The organism is Haladaptatus sp. QDMS2 (genome assembly GCF_029338295.1).
In the GTDB taxonomy this organism is placed as follows: domain Archaea; phylum Halobacteriota; class Halobacteria; order Halobacteriales; family Halococcaceae; genus QDMS2.
On the sequence record NZ_CP119791.1, the window covers coordinates 1039956 to 1058820 of the forward strand.

Below are 18865 nucleotides of genomic sequence, written 5' to 3' on the forward strand. Positions count from 1 at the left end.
CACGGTGGAACCATGAAAATTCTCGAACTCACCGGCGATTTCGTCGAAGACTACGAAGTGATGGTCCCGTTCCAGGCCCTGGAGATGGTGGGCCACGATGTCCACACCGTCTGCCCGGACAAGGAAGCAGGCGAGTCCGTAAAGACTGCCATCCACGACTTCGAAGGCGACCAGACTTACACCGAAAAGCCCGGCCACAACTTCGAACTGAACGCGACGTTTGCCGACATCGACCCGGCCGACTACGACGCACTCGTCATTCCCGGTGGCCGTGCACCGGAGTACTTGCGGACGAACGAGGACATCCTCGAAATCGTTCGCCACTTCACGACCGCGAACAAGCCAATCGCGGCGCTCTGTCACGGCCCGCAGATTCTCGCCGCCGCAGACGTCATCTCCGGCAAACACTGCACCGCCTACCCGGCGCTCGAACCGGAAGTCCGCTCTGCGGGGGGCGAGTGGGAAGACGGCGTGTCGACGGACGGCAACCTCGTCGCGGGGCAGGCGTGGCCGGACCACCCCGAGTGGCTCGCGTAGTTCTTAGACGTACTCGGGACGGAAGTCGAACACGCGAAACCTGCCGCGGCGGACGATTGAGCGGTCAATTTTCTCGTTTTTTACCGATGAGACGAGTCTCACGGCTCCGTTCACACCCAGGTTATCGGAGAAAAATGAGACAGCGTCGCAACAAACGCTATACACTCGGCGGTAGAATGTTAGGGGTATGACAGGGATTGAGTACGCAGACTTCCTGGATCTCGACTACGAACCCGTCGCAACCGACCTCGTCTGTACGTTCACGCTCCGTCCCGGGGAGGGGATGAGCATGGAGGACGCCGCCGGCCGCGTCGCCTCCGAGAGTTCGAACGGCACGTGGGCCGAATTACAGGTCGAAGAAGGCGTCACCGAACTCAGTGCAACTGCCTTCGACATCGACGGAAACACGATTCGCGTCGCCTACCCCGAGGCACTGTTCGAGGCGGGCAACATGGCCCAGATTCTCTCCTGTATCGCGGGGAACATCATGGGGATGAAGGCGGTCGATTCCATCCGCCTCGAAGACTGCGAGTGGCCGGAAGCCCTCGTCGACGGCTTCCCTGGTCCGCAGTTCGGGTCGTCGGTGGCGACGGAACTGCTCTCCGCCCACGGTCGCCCGGTCACCGCGACGGTGCCAAAGCCGAAAGTCGGCCTCCATACCGAATCGCACGCGCAAATCGGCTACGACGCTTGGATGGGCGGGGTCGACCTGCTCAAGGACGACGAGAACCTCACCGACCAGTCGTTCAACCCGTTCGAAGCGCGCGTCGCACGGTCGCTCGAACTGCGCGACAAGGCACAGGAGGAGACCGGCGAACGCAAGGACTACCTCGTGAACATCACCGCAGAGACCGACGAGATGCTCCGACGCGCGGAGTTCGTCGCGGACCACGGCGGCAAGTTCGTCATGGTGGACGTCGTCACCGCGGGCTGGTCGAGCGTCCAGACCGTGCGCCGGCGCTGTGAGGACCTCGGCCTCGCAATCCACGCCCACCGCGCGATGCACGCCGCCTTCGACCGCCACCCTAACCAGGGCGTCTCGATGCGCGTCATCGCGCAAATCGCCCGACTGGTCGGCGTCGACCACATCCACACCGGCACGGCAGGCCTCGGGAAACTCGAAAACGAGGACACTGCGGGTATCAACGACTGGCTCACCTCGGACCTCTACGGTATGAAGGACGTCCTTCCGGTGGCCTCTGGCGGCCTGCATCCGGGTATCATCGATGAACTCATCAACCGCCTGGGGCCGAACCTCATCATCCAGGCCGGTGGTGGCATCCACGGCCACCCAGACGGAACCGCAGCGGGTGCGAAGGCGTTCCGACAGTCAATCGACGCCTCAGTCGAGGGAATCTCTCTGCGCGAATACGCGGAGACCCACCCCGAACTGAAGGTTGCCCTCGAAAAGTGGGGCACACAGACGCCACGCTGACGCGTCTCCAGCCACTGACACACACCCCCGCCTGCCGCCAACCGCTCTTTGATTAGGCGAGCCTCCGAGGTGTGGATACGAATGGCACAGTCGGCCTCCACACGACGCTCGTCGCTGCTCCTCGCGCTCGGCAGCGTCGCCTACCTCGCGCTGATGTTCGTCTGGTTCTCCCTGCCCGCGTTCTTGCTCCCGATTACCGCAGACCTCTCCCTGACAACGGCGCAGGCTGGTTTCCTGACGGGTGCGATTCCGCTCTCGTACATTCCCCTCTCGGTGGCGAGTGGCGTCATCGTCGACCGCATCGGTCCTCGGCGGAGCGTCGGCATCGCCCTGCTCATCTTCGGCGTCGCGCAGATTGCACGGGGCTACGCGACTGATTTCTGGTCGATGTTGCTCCCGACGCTCCTGCTCGGCGTTGGGGGGACGGGCATCACGTTCGGTCTGCCGAAGCTCATCTCCGCGATATATCCGGCCGAACGGGTCGGGTCCGCCTCTTCGGTCTACATGATTGGGTCGTACCTCGGCGTGGCCACCGCCTTCTCGCTCGGGCGTGGCGTGCTCGGCCCAGTGCTCGGTGGCTGGCGACCTGTGTTTCTGTGGGGTGGCGTCGCCGCATTCGCGTTCGGCGGCTGCTGGTTCCTCGTGACTCTCCGGGTGGCTGGCGACGGCCTCGATGCGCCGCCCGAATCCGAGCGAACCGCCGCGGGAACGAACGTCCGCGCCGTGCTCACGACGCCCGGCATGGTGAGCGTCATCGTCATCGGAACGATGTACCTGCTCATCCTCCACGGGATTCAGGGGTGGCTCGCGACGGTTCTCGAAAGCCGAGGCGTCGCGCCCGCGATGGCCGCCACCATCACGAGCGGTATGGTCGGTGCGCAGATACTCGGCGCCCTCGCCATCCCGCTGGTCGTCTCGCGGACGAGTTATCGGGCAATCGTCCTCGGCTGTGGGGTGCTCGCGACGGCCGGCACGCTCGGTCTCTGGCTGCCAGGTCTCGGCGGTTCGGTTGCCGTCGTCGGGTCGGTGGTCGTCGGCATCGCCGTCGGCGCGCTCTCGCCGCTCGTTCGGGCGATTCCGGTCGAACTGGACGGCGTCGGACCGGAGCTGACTGGGACGGCCGTTGGACTGGTGTTCACCGTGGGTGAAATTGGCGGCTTCCTCGGCCCGTTCCTCATCGGGTCGCTCGAAACTACGACCGGGTCGTTCGCGCCCGGCCTCGCGCTGCTCACGGTGGGCAGCCTCGTCATCCTCGGAGCCGGGGCGACGCTCTCCACTTAGTCGTCTGCGGGCGCGGCGTCTACGAGCGCCGTCGGTTCGACGGCTCCGTACCTGACGATGGCGTCGAAGTGCTCGATGGCGAATTTGCTTCCCGAGGTGATGCCGCGGGCGGGTCGGGTGTCGAAGCGCGTCTCGACGAATCGCTCCGCGACGAGCGCCTTTCTCGCGTTGCCTTCCTCGTCGAGTTGCCACTGGGCTTCCGAGAGGAGGAGCGCGGCGGTCACCACGTCGAAGATGTAGTCGGCGAGGCGCTTTGCCTGGAGTTGGGCGTAGTCCTCGTCTTCTGTCGCGAGCGTGTCGAGCGCCGCCTGTAGGTGCTCAAATTCGGATTCGACGGTCGCTTTGAGGCCTTCGAGGTGGGTGTGGTCCACGTCGTCGAGCCACCCCTGAACCAGTTCGATGACGCCCTCGTGGGACTGCTCGCGGGCCATTCCGCGGAGCACGTCGAGCGAGAGGATGTTCGAGGTGCCCTCCCAGATGGGGAGCACCTGCGCGTCCCGGAGAAGCCGCGGGGTGACGAACTCCTCGACGTAGCCGTTGCCACCGAGCACCTCGCAGGCGTAGGAGGCGGTGTCGACCGCCATGCGCCCCGTCTTGTACTTTGCAATCGGAGTCAGCACGCGCAGGGCTTTGAACGCGGCTTCTGCTTTTTCCCCGTCGCTTCGTTCGCGAATGTCGAGTTGCCGGGCGGCCTCGAAGGCGAACGCGGCGGCCGCCTCGTGGTCTACGGCCATGTCCACGAGGTCCCGGCGCATGAGGGGGTACTCGTCGATGGTGGACCCGAACGCCTCGCGGTTCGCGGCGTGAATTTTGCTTTCGAGCAGGCACCGCCCCATCACGCCCACGGAGGCGAAGGCGTTCGAGAGGCGTTCTAAATTGAGCATCTCGGTCATGTAGCGAAAGCCCGATTCCGGCTTCCCGATGAGGTAGCCAGTCGCTCCGTGGAACTCGACTTCGCCCGTCGGCACGCTTATCGTCCCGAGTTTGTCCTTCAACCGGCGGTAGACTGCGTCGTTGAGTTCGCCGTCGTCGAGGCGGTGGGGGACGAGAAACAGCGAGAGTCCCTTCGTTCCCTCTGGTGCGTCCGGGCGGCGGGCCAGCACGAGCGTGGCCTGTGCGTCGATGTTCGAACAGAACCACTTCTCGCCCGTGAGTCGGTAGGTTCCGTCCTCCGCTTCCTCCGCGATGGTGGCGTTCGCGCCCACGTCGCTCCCACCCTGCTTTTCGGTGAGGAACATTGCACCCTCCAGCAGTTTCTCGGGGTCTTTGCTCGTCAGGCCTTCGTAGAACTGTTCTGTGTCGCCGTCGCCGAACTTCTGGAGGACGAGTGCGACCCCCGCAGTCATCGCCACGGGGCAGGTAAAGCCGGGGTCTGCGTACGACAGAAGGAGGTCCATCGTCAGGTTGTGGGTGAGGCCGAGCGCCGAGGTGCGTTCGTCTGGAGCCTCGAAGGAGTCGGCCACGATGCCTGCGCCGTAGGCGAGACGTTCGTTTTCCGCCTGTTCTGGGTGGTACTCGACGTCGTTTACGACCTCGCCGTGTTTCGAGAAGGTGTGGAGTTCCGGGCCGTGTTTGTCGATGACGTCTGCGTTGTCGGCGATCGTGTTCCCGACGACAGCGCCGAAGTCGGCGAGGCGAGGTTCGGCCCACTCGAAATCGGCGTCGGGATACGTCCGGCGGGCCTCGAACTGGACGGTTCGGTCCAGCTCCCAGTAATTCACGTGGCGACCCTCCTCGAGTTTCGAATAGTCGATGGGGGATTCGGGCATACGATATGCTACCGGGTGTGTTACCAAAAATCATGGTAAACGACTGTCGAGTTGTTGGAAATTCTGAAGATTCTCACGGGCGCTCTCGGAAGTGCGACGAGGGCTCGAAACAACTCGAATGAACGGGCAAAAGTGGGGTACTCGAATGTTTTTTCATGCGGGAGTGCCTCTGTGAAATTGCTATGGCTGACCGAGCAGAACTCAGACAGCAGATGATCGATGCGTTCGAAGGTGCAGACTACCCAATCTCCAGCCCGATGGAACTCGTCCCAGCGCTGCCAAACGGCCCAGCGACGAAGTTCGAATCCGGCGACTTCTCCATGACCGCCATGGAGCTCAACACGAAGATTAGCGGCGGGGACTTCCCGTACGAGAGTCCGGAAGCCTTCGTCGACGACGTCCTCGACAAACTCGAAGAACAGGACTACATCTGAACGCACCCGGGATTTCACGGCGTTCTCTCGATTTTACGACCACGAGCGGCCGTGCTCTCCGCCACCCGGTTACTGCAAGTAAAGCACCGAGACAGCCGTCACGAACACGCCGAGGCCCAACAGCAGGTAGTTCGCGACTGGATTCTTCGCCGTCGTCAGGTCGAGTGAGTACCTTCGCCGCGAGAACGGCCAGAACGGTTTGATTCCCATCGGCGTAATCCAGTCGGCGAGGAGGTGGGACGCGATGGAGAGGACGCCGACCCCGAAGGCGAATCCGGCGAGTATCGGCGTGGTGAGTCTGAGGGCGACCCAGCCGAGTCCCGCACCGACCAGCAGCGCGAACAGGATAGTGTGGGTCGGTCCCCGGTGGGGGATGAGCGGCGTCTTGATGTCGATGTCTGGCAGCGTCGAGAAGGCGAGCATGAGGCCGCCGCCGACCACTGCGAGTTCGAACTGACCAGAGAGCGTGAGGGCGACGCCGACGGGGGCGTACACCAACAACGCAGCACCATAGTGGCCAGTCGCGTACATACTCGCCGAGTAGTGCGTCACGAAGATAAATTTCCGGGCTGACTTTCACGCTGCAACCCAAAGCAGGCGTATGGCTGGCATCATCGAAACCATTCTCTCCACGTTCGGCCCCTTCGCGATTGCCGCCGCCCTCTTCGCCGGTGGCCTCCTCGTCTACGGGCTGTTGCTCGCTGTGAACCGATTCCGGGGCAAGGGCTAAGCCGCGCGCAGTTGGCAGTACGTGTATGCCACAGGAACCCATGACTCGGTTTCCGGTCCCGGACGAAACCGACCTGCCAGAAGACCTCCGCGAACGCATCGACGAAGAAACCGAGAAGGCGGGATTCACGCCGAACGTGTTCATGGCGTACGCCTACCAGCCAGCCCAGTGGCGGGCGTTCTTCGAGTACTACGACGCGCTGACGCAGGATACGGACCTCACCCGCGAGGAGATAGAGATGATAATCGTCGCCGTGAGCGGCGCGAACGACTGCTATTACTGTATCGTAGCCCACGGCGCGCTCTTGCGGTTGTTCAGCGAACAACCGCTGCTCGCAGACCAGGTCGCCTCGAACTATCGCAACGCCGATATTTCTGCCAAACACATGGCCATGCTCGACGTCGCCGTGAAACTCACCGAACGACAGGCCGAAATCGACGAGGCCGACTTCGAGAAACTGCGCGAGGCTGGATTTTCCGAGAAGGCCATCTGGGATATCGGCAGCGTCACGGCGTTTTTCAACCTCTCGAATCGCATGGCTCACTTCGCCGACATGCGCCCGAACGACGAGTTCCACACGATGGGGCGCTAACGCGGCCCGCTTCGCTCTTCTCGGGCATTCTCTCGGTCGTTTACCGAACTGTGGGAGAATGAACCACCGACACATATATTATTTAGGTCCGTCTAATTTCTCGTATGTTGAGTGCCAAGATGGAGGATTATCTCAAGGTCATCTACCAGCTCCAGCGGGAGTCTGATGGCCCCATCTCCACCTCCGCTATCGCCGATGTGCTGGGCGTGAAACCGCCCACTGTCACGAGCATGGCGAAGAAACTCGAAAAACGTGAACTCGTCGAACGCGAAGAGTACAAGGGCGTCCGCCTGACCCCCGAGGGGGAGACGGTGGCGCTCGAAGTACTCCGCCACCATCGCCTGCTCGAAACCTACCTGACCGAACACCTCGGCTACGACTGGGCGGCGGTTCACGACGAAGCCGACCGGCTGGAACATCACATCAGTGAGGAGTTCGAGCGACGCGTCGCCGAGATGCTCGACAACCCGACGGTGGACCCTCACGGTGCGCCGATTCCGAACGCGAATCTGGACCCAATCGAGGATGCGATGGGGACCGCACTCTCGGCGTGTGAGGCTGGCGACGAGGTCGTCATCCGGCGAGTTCGGGACGGCAACGCTGCCGAACTCGAATACCTCGCGGACGCGGGGATTCTCCCCGGGACGCCGGTCACCATCGTGGAAGTCGCGCCCATCGGCCTCGTGACGGTTCGGCTTCCCGACGGCGACGAGGTCGCTCTCTCAGAGCGCATCGCGGACGTTATCCGCGTCACTGAAGTCGATTCGATGACAGAAAACGCGACGGAGATGGCCTGAGATGCCGTCCCACGACTACAGGACGGCTGGCGCGATGACGAAGACCCTCGAAGAACGCCTCGTCGCCGCGCTCAAGGGTGAATCGATAGATAGACGGTCGGTTCTCGGCGGTCTCGGCCTCGCCGGTGCGGCGGGCATCGCTGGCTTCAGCGGCGGTGCAGTAGCTGACGGAGACCACGATGAGAACAAGTCCCACCACGGCACCTTCGGTGCTGTTGGCGAGTACTCCTCTTCGCTGTTCGACCCACACGAGTATCTCTACGAGTTCAACACCGGCGAGGTCTACATGGAGGGCGACCAGCGGATTCGTCGCTTCGAGATGAACGCGGTGGATACTGAAATCGAGATTGCGCCGGGCATCACGTTCACCGCGTGGGCCTACGACGGGCAGGTGCCCGGCCCGACGCTCCGCGTGACGGAAGGCGACATCATCGAAGTCGAGTTCACGAATCGAGGTCGTCACGCCCACACCATCCACCCGCACGTGAAGAACATCGACCCGGCGATGGACGGCGTTCCGACCAACGGCCCGGGCGTTCTCGATACGGGCGAGTCCTACACGTATCGGTGGAAGGCCCAGCCGTGTGGCGTTCAGTTCTATCACTGCCACTCCCTGCCGCTCAAAGAACACATCCACCGCGGCCTCTACGGCATGATTATCGTGGACCCCGACCCGGAACGGGTTCGGGAGAACCCCCGGAAGTACATCAACTACGACGGCCCGATGACCGACGAACTGGTGGACCAGCTCGTCGCCAAGGCGGAGAGCCGGAACATCGAGTACGCCGCAAACGACGAGGTAAACGAGATGGTGATGCTGATGAACGCCTTCGACACCAACTTCGACGGCGAGAACGAGGTGTACGCCGTCAACACCCGGGCGTTCTGCTACGGCGTCGGCGACACCGACGGGAAGGGCAACTGGGAGGCCGGCGAAACCAAGCGGCCGATTCAAATCGATGGCGAACAACTTCAGCGCGTCTACCTCGTGAACGCCATCGAGTTCGACGCCATCAACTCGTTCCACACGCACTCGAACTTCTTCGACTACTACGACCACGGCACGACCCTCACGCCCACCCTCAAGACGGTGGACACGGTCATGCAATGTCAAGCACAGCGCGGGATTCTGGAAATCGACTACTCGGACCACGAACCCGGACTGTACATGTTCCACGCCCACCAGTCTGAGTTCGCCGAACTTGGCTGGATGAGCTTCTTCGAGGTGGTCTAGATGGCAAAAACTGACGGCGGAACGGGCACGGTGAACCAACCATTCGGCCTACCGCGCTGGGTCGCCGCAATTCTCCCGATTGCGCTCCTCGCGCTCGTCATCGCCGGCTTCTTCGTGATGACGCCGTTTGCGGGGCTCGAAGGCTCCGGTGCGCCGCTTCCGGACGTGACCGTCACTCACCACACGATTCCGAACGACAACACCCTCGTGCTCCACGTCGTGAACAACGGCCCTGAAACAGTCACCATCTCGCAAGTACTGGTCGGCGACGCGTACTGGAACCACCAGGTGATGCAAGGCGGGGTCGAAGACCCAACAATCGGGCCGCGAGAGTCGGCCCGCGTCGTGATTCCGTACCACTGGAATCCCGGCTGGGACCTGGAAACGGCGCTCGTCTTGAACGACGGGACGACCATCCACCACACCATCGTCGCCCCCGAACAGAGTCCAGGCGTGAGCGGTGACGTCCTCTGGACGCTCGCCATCATCGGCCTGTTCGTCGGGGTCATCCCCGTCGCGCTCGGGATGCTCTGGTTCCCGTTCATGCAGTCGATGAGCGACCGGGCACTGCACGCCATCCTCGCCTTCTCGGTGGGGATTCTCGTCTTCCTCGCGTTCGACGCCGGGTTCGAAGCGTTCGAACTCGCGGAGGCAGTTCCGGGGGCCTTCGAGGGGCAACTGCTCGTCATCATGGGCATCCTCGGCGCGCTCTTGCTCGTCCAGGCCGTCACGAAGTGGCGGTCCGCTGGTACGGGCACGCCCTCTGGCCTCTGGATTGCCTACATGGTCGCCCTCGGTATCGGGCTTCACAACCTTGCGGAGGGCCTCGCCATCGGGAGCGCGTTTGCCCTCGGCCGGGTTTCGCTCGGCGCGTTCCTCGTCATCGGATTCATGCTTCACAACGTGACCGAAGGGCCGGCCGTCGTGGCTCCCGTTACCCGCGGCGCTCGCCCGTCGCTTGGGCACTTCATGGCCATGGGCGCGCTCGCCGGTATCCCTGTCATCTTCGGCGGCTGGATCGGCAGTTTCGCCTTCTCGCCGACGCTCGGGGCGTTGTTCCTCGCCATCGGCGTGGGTGCAATCTTGCAGGTCGTCTGGGAAATCGGCGGTCTCATCTCGCGCAACGGGCAGGTGGGCAGTTCGTATAACTTGCTCGCGTTCTTAGCCGGTCTCGTCATCATGTATGCGACCGACTTGCTGGTGGTGCTCTAATCGATGCGACGGCGCGACTTCCTGTGCAGCGGTGGGGCCGCACTGGCCCTTGCGCTCGCTGGCTGTTCCGCGACTGGTGGTAACGGCGGCGACGGCGACACCGTCGGGATGCAGAACTTCAAGTTCAATCCGAAGACGCTCACCGTGGACGCGGGCACGACGGTCACCTTCGACAACGACAGCGAAACGGACCACACCGTCACCGCCTACGAGCAGAAGATTCCCGCTGACGCAGCGTACTTTGCGAGTGGCGGATTCGAGACCGAACGGGCCGCCCGCCAGAATCTCACTCAAGGGCTCATCAAACCCGGCGAGACCTACGAACACACCTTCGAGGTCGCCGGGCGACACGAGTACTTCTGCATCCCGCACGAGGGGACGGGGATGAAAGGCACCATCGTGGTCGAATAACCCGCCGAAACTGGTTTTTTCGTCGTCCGCCTCTGTTGGCACATGGCTTCACTGGACGACATCGACCGAACGATTCTGCGCCTGCTGGTCGAGGACGCTCGTCGCCCGTTCAGCGAAATCGCAGAGCAGGTAGACCGCTCGCCGCCGACGGTCGCAGACCGCGTCGAACGACTACAGGACCTCGGCCTCATCACTCGGTTCACCGTTGCACTCGACCGCTCGCGCCTGAGCGACGGCCTCCCGATGCTCGTGGACCTCGCAGTCAAACCAGGAGCCACCGAGCGAGTGCGTACCGGCGTCCTCGACCTCGACGGGGTCGAACACATCTTCACCACGGCCGAAGGCCACGTCGTCTTTCAGGGACACCTCGGCGACAGAAACGTCGAATCGCTGCTCTCCGGCGTCGTCTCGCTCGAGGACATCCACTCGTACGACGTAGACCTGCTCTCTGACGTATCGTGGCAACCTGCCGTCGGCGAGGCGGCGTTCGCCCCGGAGTGTGCGGAGTGCGGGAACACCGTCACCGCCGAGGGTACCTCTGTCGTCCTCGATGACGACCGCTACCACTTCTGCTGTTCGTCCTGTGAAGTGCGGTTCACCGAAACGTACGAAGAGCTAAAACAAGGCGCCTGAGTTACGCGGAGGCGTCGTAGCCCGCATTTTCGACCGCCGAGACGAGTGTTTCCACGTCGGCGTCGCCCTCGATTGTCGCCGTATCTGTCTCCCGGTCTGCCGTCGCGTTCGTCACGCCAGCAACACCTTTCAGTGCCTCCTCGACAGTTGCCTCACAGCCGCCACAGCTCATCCCGGAAACGGTCAATTTCGTCGTCATACTCGTATTTAGGTGGGCAGCGTTTTGTCGGTTGCCCCTTCGAATCGAAGGCGCGCTACCCCTTTCGCGCCGTGATGGTGGTCACCTCGACGTGCTGGGTGAACGTCTCGCGGTCGAAGTGTGCGAGTTGCTCGCGGATGGCCCGCTCCAACTCTGTGGCCGCGTCCCCGAGCACCGCCGGTGAGCAGTACGAGAGGGAGAACACGTAGCCGACGATGCCGTCCGGCGTCCACTCGTGATCGAATTCGAGGTGTTCGATTTCGAGGCTTTCAAAGGCCGACTCCGCGAGCACGTCCTGGTGTAACCGGGCCGGGTCGTCGGTTCCGTCGGTGGAGTCGGGTACGGCTCGGAATTCTGCGGCGAGACTGGCGACCGAGCGTTGCCACTCGGCCTCGGGCAACGCCATCCAGTCGCCGTCGGTGAGCACCGCCACGCCGCCGCCGGGATTCGTCAGATCGGAGAGCGTGGTGAGCGTCCGGTCGCGGTCCATCCAGTGAAAGGACCGCCCCATCACGGTGAGGTCGAATGTGCCGAGCGATGCGTCTATCGTCGCGTCCGACCCGACGACCCAGTGGACGTTGTCCGCGCCAGCTTCGTCTGCCAGTCGTCGCGCCTCGCAGAGCATCTCCTCGTTCGGGTCCATGCCGACCACCTCTCCGGCGTGGGCGGCGAGTGGAATCGCGAGATGACCCGGCCCGCACCCGAGGTCGAGCACCCGCGACGGCTCGTCGAGGTCGAAGTTCGTGACCAACTGCTCGATGGCCCGCTCGTCGTACCGTGGACGATGACGTGCGTAGTACCGCGCCGTGCTCTCGAACAGTTCGGACGCATCTCGCGGTGGCATACCGGCCCGTTGTGTGCACTACGTTATGTCGATGTTGCCTTGCTTTCGGTACGACACTCCTCGTCCCGCCTTGGAATATAAACTCTTGGCCTCGATAATCGTCGGATTCCGAGGGACAAACCGCTTCAATCTCTAGTGCGTACTGTAGGACAATGGCTACCCGACGGGTTCAGTTCGCGATTTCCGGGATGAGTTGTGCGAACTGTTCGAAGACGATAGACACTGCCGTCAGGAACATAGACGGCGTCACCGAGGCGAGTATCAACTACGCCACGGACGAGGGCACGGTCGAATATGACCCCGAGCGCGCGTCACTCGCCGACATCTACGACGCAATCGAGGATGCGGGTTACGAGGCGGCCCGCGAGTCGGTCACTATCGGCATCACCGACATGACGTGTGCAAATTGCGCCGCGACGAACGAGCATGCCCTCGAACGGGTCCCCGGCGTCATCCGCGCGAAGGCGAACTACGCCACCGACGAGGCGCGCGTCGAGTACAATCCGGCAGAGGTCTCCCTCGCCCAACTCTACGACGCCATCGCGGAGGCTGGGTACACGCCGGTCCGCGACGAGGACGGCGAGGGTGAGTCGGAACGTGACCGGCGCGACGCGGCCCGGCACGCGGAAATCGACCGCCAGCGACGACTCACGCTGTTCGGTGGGGCACTCTCCGCGCCGCTGTTCGGCATGATGCTCGCCCACCTGTTCGCGCCGGGTCTCTTGCCGGAAACCGTCGCGGGCGTCCCGTTCGGCTGGGTCGCGTTCGCGTTTGCGACCCCCGTCCAGTACTTCTTGGGCAAGGAGTTTTACGAGAACTCGTACACGGCGCTCGTGAAAAATCGCACGGCGAACATGGACGTCCTCATCGCGCTTGGCTCTTCGACGGCGTACTTCTACTCCGTCGCCGTGCTGCTCGGCCTCATCGGTGGGGCGCTCTACTTCGACACCGCCGCGTTCATCCTCGTGTTCATCACGCTCGGGAACTACCTCGAAGCGCGTTCGAAGGGGCAGGCGGGCGACGCCCTTCGCGAACTACTCGAACTTGAAGCCGACACCGCGACGCTCGTAGACGAGGACGGCACCGAGCGCGAGGTTCCCCTCGAAGACGTGTCCGTCGGGGACCGGATGAAGGTCCGCCCCGGCGAGAAGATTCCAACCGATGGTGTGGTCGTCTCCGGGGAGAGCGCCGTGGACGAATCGATGGTCACCGGCGAGTCCGTGCCCGTAGAAAAGGCAGAAGGGGACGAGGTTGTTGGTTCGACCATCAACCAGAACGGCGTGCTCGTCGTGGAAGCGACGAAGGTCGGCGAGGAGACGGCGATTCAACAAATCGTCGCCCTCGTCTCCGACGCCCAGAGCCGCCAGCCGGAGATTCAGAACCTCGCAGACCGCATCAGCGCCTACTTCGTGCCCGCTGTCATCACGAACGCGCTCGTCTGGGGTCTCGTCTGGTTCTTCTTCCCCGAGGCGCTCGCCGGGTTCGTCCAGGGCCTTCCGCTCTGGGGGCTGGTCGCGGGTGGCCCACAGGTAGCCGGCGGTAGCGTCTCCGTCTTCGAGTTCGCTGTCATCGTCTTCGCCTCGGCCGTGCTCATCGCCTGTCCCTGTGCGCTGGGTCTCGCGACGCCCGCGGCCACCATGGTCGGGACGACCATCGGCGCGCGAAACGGGGTGCTGTTCAAGGGTGGTGACATCCTCGAACGGGTCCGCGACGTGGACACCGTCGTCTTCGACAAGACGGGCACGCTCACGGAAGGTGAAATGCGCCTCACCGACGTGGTCGCGCTCTCGGCGACCGACGGCGGCCAGGTACAGCGGGAAGCGAGCGACGAGGAGTTCGTCCTCTCTGTCGCTGCGAGCGCCGAGTCGGGGAGCGAACACCCCCTCGCCGAGGCCATCGTCGACGGTGCAAAAGAGCGCGACCTCGACGTCTCGACTCCCGAATCGTTCGAAAACGTTCCCGGCCACGGCGTGCGGGCGACCGTAGACCGCGGCGAGGTGCTCATCGGGAACCGGAAACTCCTCGCAGACGAGGGTATCGACACCGACCCCGCAGCGGAGACGATGGAGCAACTGGAACGCGAGGGGAAAACCGCGATGCTCGTCGCCCTCGACGGCCGCTTGCTCGGGGTCATCGCTACTGCAGACACGGTGAAACCGGGCGCGAAAGATGCCGTCTCGCAACTCCACGAGCGCGGCCTCGACGTGTGGCTCATCACGGGCGACAACGAACTGACCGCGCGCGCCGTGGCCGAAGAAGTCGGCATCGACCCGAACCACGTTCGCGCCGAGGTGTTGCCCGAGGACAAAGCAGAAGCCGTCGAGTCCATCCAGGCGGATGGCCGAACGGCGATGATGGTCGGCGACGGCGTCAACGACGCGCCAGCACTGGCCGCCGCGTTCGTCGGAACCGCCCTCGGCAGCGGGACCGACGTGGCGATTCAGGCGGCGGACGTGACGCTGATGCGCGACGACCCAGTGGACGTGGTGAAGGCCATTCGCATCTCGGAGGGGACGCTTCAGAAGATAAAACAGAACCTGTTCTGGGCGCTCGGCTACAACACGGCGATGATTCCTCTCGCCTCCCTCGGCCTGTTGCAACCGGTGCTCGCCGCGGGCGCGATGGCGTTTTCGAGCGTCTCGGTGCTCGCAAACAGCCTCGCCTTCCGACGCTACACGCCCGACCACGACTACGAACTACTGGGTCGGTTCCGGTAACCGCCGAGAGTGCACATCGCTGTGCACTGGCCGACAGTTTTCCCCTGAATTCAACGAGTCCACTCGTCGCACTCCTGTCTGTTTTCGAGACGTTTTGACGATTCTGTCACAAGCTTTTGGTAACGAAGTAGTGTGGCTGGAGATAGCATGGCATATTCTAACTCCTTCGGCGAAGCGACACGACGGACGGTACTCAAGGCGACTGCGGGTGCACTCGGCGTCGCGGCGGTTTCGGGGACGGCAGCGGCGAGCGACGGCGAGTACGACCCGTATCAGCCGGAAACGATCGGTAAGTCGAGCGACAACGTCTCGAACGCCGGCTATCACAGCATGGGAGCCATCGGCTCTGAGAGCACGGCTGGCAGGCCCGAGAACCCCCACTACGGCGGCATCACGGAGGTTCGCGTCCACGGCGACTACGCCTTCGTGGGGCTGTTTTCCTCGCGCGACGAAACTGACGGCCGCGGCGTCGCCATCGTCGATATCAGCGACTACAACCGCGCAGAGACGGAGGCCGACTTGGACCAGGCCGAGATGACGGTCCTCTCGTTCTTCGGCAACCAGAATCCGGGGACGGCCATCATGGACGTGAAGGTCTCCGCGGACGGGAACTATCTGTTCCTCGGCACACAGCCGATTACGGCCCTGTTCGGCGAACTCACCACGAGTACGGACTCGGATGCAGACAGCACGTCCGGGACGAACACCGGCGGCGTCGTCGCCGTGGACGTAACCGACAAGGGCAATCCCACCATCGCGGGGACGTTCGACGCCTTCACGACGGGAATTCATAATCTGTTTCACCACCGCATTGGCGGAAACGACTACGTCTTCGCGTGCAAGGACATCGAGTACGCGGGCGACGCCGGGATGTACGTCTTCGAGTTCCACCGAGACACCGGCCTGCTCGAACTCGTGAATCGCTGGACGGTGCCGGAAGAACCAAACACGGACGCCGCGCCGTTCCCGTTCTTCTACTGTCACGACGTGGAAGTGCAAGACGACCCGAAGACGGGGACGCCAACGGCGTATCTCTCGTACTGGGACGCCGGCCTCCAAGTGCTGGACGTGAGTGACCCGACCAGCATCACGCGCATCGGCCGCTTCGAGATGCGCCAGGCACACTTCGCGACGCCAGCGCCAGACCTCGTGGACGGAAAGCGCGTCTGCATCGCCAGTCACGAGGAACCGTCGGGTGACTACGACGACGGCATGGAGGAGAAATCGAATCCAAAGTCCACTGGGACGGTATTCCTGGTGGACGCAGACGGCATCTACGAGGACCCCTCCGTCACGACGGACCTCCCGCTCCTCGACGACTGGACGTGGCAGAACGCCACGACTATCGAGGGCGTAGACGACATCGAATTTACCGACTTCGCGCTCAGTCCGCACAACTCCACCGTCGAGAAGCACGTGGACCCGAGGTCCGGCGCGGTCGAATTCTACGTCCACCAGGCTCACTACCACGGCGGCCTGCGCTACCTCAACATCGACACGGGTGACTGGTCGCTCGTCGAGACCGGGTGGTCGCGCCCACAGTACGACGTTCCAGAAGCCTCGATGATGGAAGGGTTGAACGCGACGTCGCCGAACATCTGGGGGGCCGATGTGAGCAACGGCGTCACCTTCGCCGCGGACATCAACCAGGGCATTCACGCCATCTACAACACAGATCTCCCGATTAGCGGCGCGACGCCGGTCGTGGCGCTCGAACGGTCCGACGACGGCTCCGTGTTCACAGGTGGCCAGACCGACCACGTGACGCTCACGCTGCAGTACGCAGAGAGCGACGTGCTCATCCGCGACCGCCTGCCCGAATCGTGGACGGTCGCAGACGGCGACGACCACACGACGTACCTCGAAGGCGGCGCGCGCATGGTCGAGTTCACGAACCCCGTGAGCGAGGCCGACCCAGAGCGCAACTACTTCGCCGAAGTGCCGTCCGGCGCGGAGACGACCGGCGACTACACCTTCGGCCCAGTCGAGTTCAGCCACGACGGCGGCGACACCTGGCACGAAATCGAGGCGACGACGGAGGTCAACACCGTCTCCGGCACGTCCACGAACACGAACTCGCTGACGCTCGGCACCATCGGCGGCGCGGCCGGTGTGTTCTACCACCAACGCGAAAAAGTTCTGAACACGGTTCGCGGTGTGTTCGGCGACGAGTAGGGTTCAGTACCCTTCGAGCACCGCGTTTCTGCGCTGAATCCGGTCCTGTTCTGATTCGATAACTTCGCGCGTGCGGTCGTCCACTTCGACGAGATGACAGAGCGGGTGGCCCGGCGCTGCGACCGGGTTCTGGAGCAAGCCAACGAGGAGTCCGGTGAACGGCGCTTCTACGTCGTGGACCTCGTCTTTGAAGTGGTCGGTGATGGTCGCGATGACTTCGCCTTCGTAGACGAGTTCTCGCCGCCCGTGGTGCATCTCCACGAGGCCGCCGACGTCCGCGCGCAGCCAGGTTTTGTCGCTGTCGCTCCCGATGACCTTCGTCCAGCCGGGCCAGTGGATGGCCGCGTCGGGAAGCATCTCGTACTCTGCGAGGATGCTTTCGACGCCTTGCAGGCCACGTTTGATGAGGCGACGCTGGAACCGGTGGGCTTGCCCCATCTCGATGGTGATGGTCGGCACGCCAGCACTCGTCGCCGCCCCGCGCAGCGACCCGCCATCGCCCCCACCGCCGAGGATGACGTTCGCACCGAACGACCGGGCGAGGCGTTCGACTTCGGGGTCGCTCATGTCGGCGCGGACGTGAAACATCGTCGTCCGATTGCGCGTCGAGGTGTGGAAATCGAGGCCGAGGTCACATTGCTTGATGAAGGTCGAAAATAGGTTGTTCGCCATGCGCTCTGCGGTGTTCGACCGCTCTTTCCCCGGGAACGATCGGTTCAGGTCGAGGTCGTAAATCGGGATGTAGCGTTGCTGGGCGAGGTACCCCGGAATGTTGACGACGTGGATACAAACGAGCGTCCCGTGCAGGTTGCCCGGCTTGTACGTCGAGGCGGCTTCCTGGACGACTTTCACCCCGTTCAGTTCGTCGCCGTGGATGGCGGCGGTCAGGAAAACCGACGGCCCGGGCTGGCGGCCGTTGATGATGGTGACTGGAATCTCGACGGGGTCGCCGAGGTAGGTTTCGCTGATTTCGTGTCGGAGCGTCCGAACCTCCCCTGGTTCGACCGTTTCCCCGTTGTAGTGAAAGGCGTTCGAAAATTCGGCCATATCGGAGTGTCTCAGGGTGACGCAAAGTAGCTTCCCCCGGCCGTGAGAAATCGTGTAAAACCGAGAGAGGAGGCCTCTGTGGACCGTTGGCGTTTTATCGGAGAACCGTCTATCGGGGTGCGTGCAGAATATTACCGACCGGACGCGCAACCCCTTCGGCATGCGCACGCCACCGGAATACGCCGAGACGGCCGCCCAGACGGTGTTCGGCTACGGGGACGCGAACGCCGACTTCCACCTCATCGGCGACCACCCGGGCGTCCACGGCGGTCGGAAGACGGGCGTCCCCTTCACGGGGGGAGTCGCCGGCAAGCGCCTCCAGCCGATTCTCCACGAACTTGGGTTCCTCGCGGACGCCTACGACGACGAGCCACGCCCGACGAACCTCTACTGTTCGTACATCCACATGTGCACCGTCGACGACGGCGAGACACCGACGCGAGCGCAGTACGACGCACTCGAACGCTACTTCGACGCCGAGTTGCGAGCCATCAACGGACACATCTTGATGCCCGTCGGTGAGCAGGCGACCCGGCACGTCGTGCGCGAGTACACCACCCAGGAGCGCCACCTCGATTTCGACATGGCTGCGCTTCACGGAAACGACGTGCGCGGCGGTGGCTTTCTCGTGTTTCCGATTCGTGACCCGACCGAGTGGGAGGACGGCGACGCCGAGTATCTCGAAACGAAACTCCGCGCTCTGCTGAACTCCGACTACCGCCAGACGAAAGGCGTGGCGACGATGATCGGGTGACGTTGCTTCTCGCTGACTGAATTACCTTCCCGTTACCGGCGTATTATGAGGCTCTGGCGACTAC

The 18865-nt window shown here is 63.3% G+C and carries 19 protein-coding genes; 14 read left to right on the plus strand and 5 right to left on the minus strand.

Features of this window, described 5'->3' with window-relative positions:
* Positions 1 to 12: 12 nt before the first annotated feature.
* The 3 genes from P1M51_RS05780 to P1M51_RS05790 all read left to right on the plus strand — a co-directional run bounded on the left by P1M51_RS05780 (position 13) and on the right by P1M51_RS05790 (position 3253).
* Positions 13 to 537, plus strand: coding sequence for a DJ-1/PfpI family protein (locus P1M51_RS05780; RefSeq protein ID WP_276247233.1), 525 nt, complete (start codon positions 13 to 15; stop codon positions 535 to 537).
* Positions 538 to 724: 187 nt separating this feature from the next.
* Positions 725 to 1972 carry a type III ribulose-bisphosphate carboxylase gene (gene rbcL, locus P1M51_RS05785; RefSeq protein ID WP_276247234.1) on the plus strand — a complete coding sequence of 416 codons (1248 nt, stop codon included), beginning with the start codon at positions 725 to 727 and terminating at the stop codon, positions 1970 to 1972.
* A gap of 81 nt (positions 1973 to 2053) precedes the next feature.
* The gene (locus P1M51_RS05790; RefSeq protein WP_276247235.1) at positions 2054 to 3253 is read left to right on the plus strand and encodes a CynX/NimT family MFS transporter; all 1200 of its coding nucleotides are present in this window, start codon (positions 2054 to 2056) and stop codon (positions 3251 to 3253) included.
* Here the strand turns inward: P1M51_RS05790 and P1M51_RS05795 are convergent.
* Complete coding sequence (locus P1M51_RS05795; RefSeq protein ID WP_276247236.1) at positions 3250 to 5022, minus strand: acyl-CoA dehydrogenase family protein; 1773 nt, start codon at positions 5020 to 5022, stop codon at positions 3250 to 3252. The genes P1M51_RS05790 and P1M51_RS05795 overlap by 4 nt on opposite strands.
* A 182-nt stretch (positions 5023 to 5204) precedes the next feature.
* On the opposite strand from P1M51_RS05795, the gene P1M51_RS05800 reads away from it, so the two are divergent.
* Positions 5205 to 5456, plus strand: a complete 252-nt coding sequence (locus P1M51_RS05800) for an MTH865 family protein (RefSeq protein ID WP_276247237.1) — start codon at positions 5205 to 5207, stop codon at positions 5454 to 5456.
* 69 nt (positions 5457 to 5525) lie between these two features.
* Here the strand turns inward: P1M51_RS05800 and P1M51_RS05805 are convergent, their stop codons facing one another.
* Positions 5526 to 5987 (minus strand): metal-dependent hydrolase, encoded by a 462-nt coding sequence (locus P1M51_RS05805; RefSeq protein WP_276247238.1) that lies wholly within the window; start codon positions 5985 to 5987, stop codon positions 5526 to 5528.
* A gap of 70 nt (positions 5988 to 6057) precedes the next feature.
* Between P1M51_RS05805 and P1M51_RS05810 the strand changes: the two genes are divergently transcribed.
* From P1M51_RS05810 to P1M51_RS05840, 7 genes are all read left to right on the plus strand, one after another.
* Positions 6058 to 6186, plus strand: coding sequence for a hypothetical protein (locus P1M51_RS05810; RefSeq protein ID WP_276247239.1), 129 nt, complete (start codon positions 6058 to 6060; stop codon positions 6184 to 6186).
* Between the two features lie 25 nt (positions 6187 to 6211).
* Positions 6212 to 6778 (plus strand): peroxidase-related enzyme, encoded by a 567-nt coding sequence (locus P1M51_RS05815; RefSeq protein WP_276247240.1) that lies wholly within the window; start codon positions 6212 to 6214, stop codon positions 6776 to 6778.
* A gap of 104 nt (positions 6779 to 6882) precedes the next feature.
* Positions 6883 to 7575 carry a metal-dependent transcriptional regulator gene (locus tag P1M51_RS05820; protein ID WP_276247241.1) on the plus strand — a complete coding sequence of 231 codons (693 nt, stop codon included), beginning with the start codon at positions 6883 to 6885 and terminating at the stop codon, positions 7573 to 7575.
* Between the two features lies 1 nt (position 7576).
* On the plus strand, positions 7577 to 8809 hold the full coding sequence (locus P1M51_RS05825) for a multicopper oxidase domain-containing protein (RefSeq protein WP_276247242.1): 1233 nt from the start codon (positions 7577 to 7579) through the stop codon (positions 8807 to 8809).
* The gene (locus tag P1M51_RS05830; protein WP_276247243.1) at positions 8810 to 10021 is read left to right on the plus strand and encodes a ZIP family metal transporter; all 1212 of its coding nucleotides are present in this window, start codon (positions 8810 to 8812) and stop codon (positions 10019 to 10021) included. It begins immediately after the preceding gene.
* A 3-nt stretch (positions 10022 to 10024) separates the two neighbouring features.
* The gene (locus P1M51_RS05835) at positions 10025 to 10432 is read left to right on the plus strand and encodes a plastocyanin/azurin family copper-binding protein (RefSeq protein ID WP_276247244.1); all 408 of its coding nucleotides are present in this window, start codon (positions 10025 to 10027) and stop codon (positions 10430 to 10432) included.
* Positions 10433 to 10474: 42 nt separating this feature from the next.
* A complete protein-coding gene (locus tag P1M51_RS05840) occupies positions 10475 to 11065 on the plus strand; it encodes an AsnC family transcriptional regulator (protein ID WP_276247245.1) in 591 nt (196 codons plus the stop codon).
* A gap of 1 nt (position 11066) precedes the next feature.
* Here P1M51_RS05840 and P1M51_RS05845 read toward each other — a convergent pair whose 3' ends face one another.
* Entirely contained in the window at positions 11067 to 11264 is a 198-nt protein-coding gene (locus P1M51_RS05845) for a heavy-metal-associated domain-containing protein (protein WP_276247246.1), read from the minus strand.
* 55 nt (positions 11265 to 11319) lie between these two features.
* On the minus strand, positions 11320 to 12108 hold the full coding sequence (locus P1M51_RS05850; RefSeq protein ID WP_276247247.1) for a class I SAM-dependent methyltransferase: 789 nt from the start codon (positions 12106 to 12108) through the stop codon (positions 11320 to 11322).
* Between the two features lie 152 nt (positions 12109 to 12260).
* On the opposite strand from P1M51_RS05850, the gene P1M51_RS05855 reads away from it, so the two are divergent.
* A complete protein-coding gene (locus P1M51_RS05855) occupies positions 12261 to 14825 on the plus strand; it encodes a heavy metal translocating P-type ATPase (protein WP_276247248.1) in 2565 nt (854 codons plus the stop codon).
* A 147-nt stretch (positions 14826 to 14972) separates the two neighbouring features.
* Positions 14973 to 17000, plus strand: coding sequence for an LVIVD repeat-containing protein (locus tag P1M51_RS05860; RefSeq protein ID WP_276247249.1), 2028 nt, complete (start codon positions 14973 to 14975; stop codon positions 16998 to 17000).
* A gap of 3 nt (positions 17001 to 17003) precedes the next feature.
* On the opposite strand, the gene P1M51_RS05865 is transcribed toward P1M51_RS05860, so the two are convergent.
* Positions 17004 to 18047, minus strand: coding sequence for a succinylglutamate desuccinylase/aspartoacylase family protein (locus P1M51_RS05865; RefSeq protein ID WP_276247250.1), 1044 nt, complete (start codon positions 18045 to 18047; stop codon positions 17004 to 17006).
* A gap of 121 nt (positions 18048 to 18168) precedes the next feature.
* On the opposite strand from P1M51_RS05865, the gene P1M51_RS05870 reads away from it, so the two are divergent.
* Positions 18169 to 18801, plus strand: coding sequence for a uracil-DNA glycosylase family protein (locus tag P1M51_RS05870; protein WP_276247251.1), 633 nt, complete (start codon positions 18169 to 18171; stop codon positions 18799 to 18801).
* Positions 18802 to 18865: the final 64 nt, after the last annotated feature.

What these genes read in the sequence shown, in the direction of transcription:
- P1M51_RS05780 (WP_276247233.1), top strand. Translation starts at nt 13, where the DNA reads ATGAAAATTCTCGAACTCACCGGCGATTTCGTCGAAGACTACGAAGTG.
- rbcL (WP_276247234.1), top strand. Translation starts at nt 725, where the DNA reads ATGACAGGGATTGAGTACGCAGACTTCCTGGATCTCGACTACGAACCC.
- P1M51_RS05790 (WP_276247235.1), top strand. Translation starts at nt 2,054, where the DNA reads ATGGCACAGTCGGCCTCCACACGACGCTCGTCGCTGCTCCTCGCGCTC.
- P1M51_RS05795 (WP_276247236.1), bottom strand. Translation starts at nt 5,022, where the DNA reads ATGCCCGAATCCCCCATCGACTATTCGAAACTCGAGGAGGGTCGCCAC.
- P1M51_RS05800 (WP_276247237.1), top strand. Translation starts at nt 5,205, where the DNA reads ATGGCTGACCGAGCAGAACTCAGACAGCAGATGATCGATGCGTTCGAA.
- P1M51_RS05805 (WP_276247238.1), bottom strand. Translation starts at nt 5,987, where the DNA reads ATGTACGCGACTGGCCACTATGGTGCTGCGTTGTTGGTGTACGCCCCC.
- P1M51_RS05810 (WP_276247239.1), top strand. Translation starts at nt 6,058, where the DNA reads ATGGCTGGCATCATCGAAACCATTCTCTCCACGTTCGGCCCCTTCGCG.
- P1M51_RS05815 (WP_276247240.1), top strand. Translation starts at nt 6,212, where the DNA reads ATGCCACAGGAACCCATGACTCGGTTTCCGGTCCCGGACGAAACCGAC.
- P1M51_RS05820 (WP_276247241.1), top strand. Translation starts at nt 6,883, where the DNA reads ATGTTGAGTGCCAAGATGGAGGATTATCTCAAGGTCATCTACCAGCTC.
- P1M51_RS05825 (WP_276247242.1), top strand. Translation starts at nt 7,577, where the DNA reads ATGCCGTCCCACGACTACAGGACGGCTGGCGCGATGACGAAGACCCTC.
- P1M51_RS05830 (WP_276247243.1), top strand. Translation starts at nt 8,810, where the DNA reads ATGGCAAAAACTGACGGCGGAACGGGCACGGTGAACCAACCATTCGGC.
- P1M51_RS05835 (WP_276247244.1), top strand. Translation starts at nt 10,025, where the DNA reads ATGCGACGGCGCGACTTCCTGTGCAGCGGTGGGGCCGCACTGGCCCTT.
- P1M51_RS05840 (WP_276247245.1), top strand. Translation starts at nt 10,475, where the DNA reads ATGGCTTCACTGGACGACATCGACCGAACGATTCTGCGCCTGCTGGTC.
- P1M51_RS05845 (WP_276247246.1), bottom strand. Translation starts at nt 11,264, where the DNA reads ATGACGACGAAATTGACCGTTTCCGGGATGAGCTGTGGCGGCTGTGAG.
- P1M51_RS05850 (WP_276247247.1), bottom strand. Translation starts at nt 12,108, where the DNA reads ATGCCACCGCGAGATGCGTCCGAACTGTTCGAGAGCACGGCGCGGTAC.
- P1M51_RS05855 (WP_276247248.1), top strand. Translation starts at nt 12,261, where the DNA reads ATGGCTACCCGACGGGTTCAGTTCGCGATTTCCGGGATGAGTTGTGCG.
- P1M51_RS05860 (WP_276247249.1), top strand. Translation starts at nt 14,973, where the DNA reads ATGGCATATTCTAACTCCTTCGGCGAAGCGACACGACGGACGGTACTC.
- P1M51_RS05865 (WP_276247250.1), bottom strand. Translation starts at nt 18,047, where the DNA reads ATGGCCGAATTTTCGAACGCCTTTCACTACAACGGGGAAACGGTCGAA.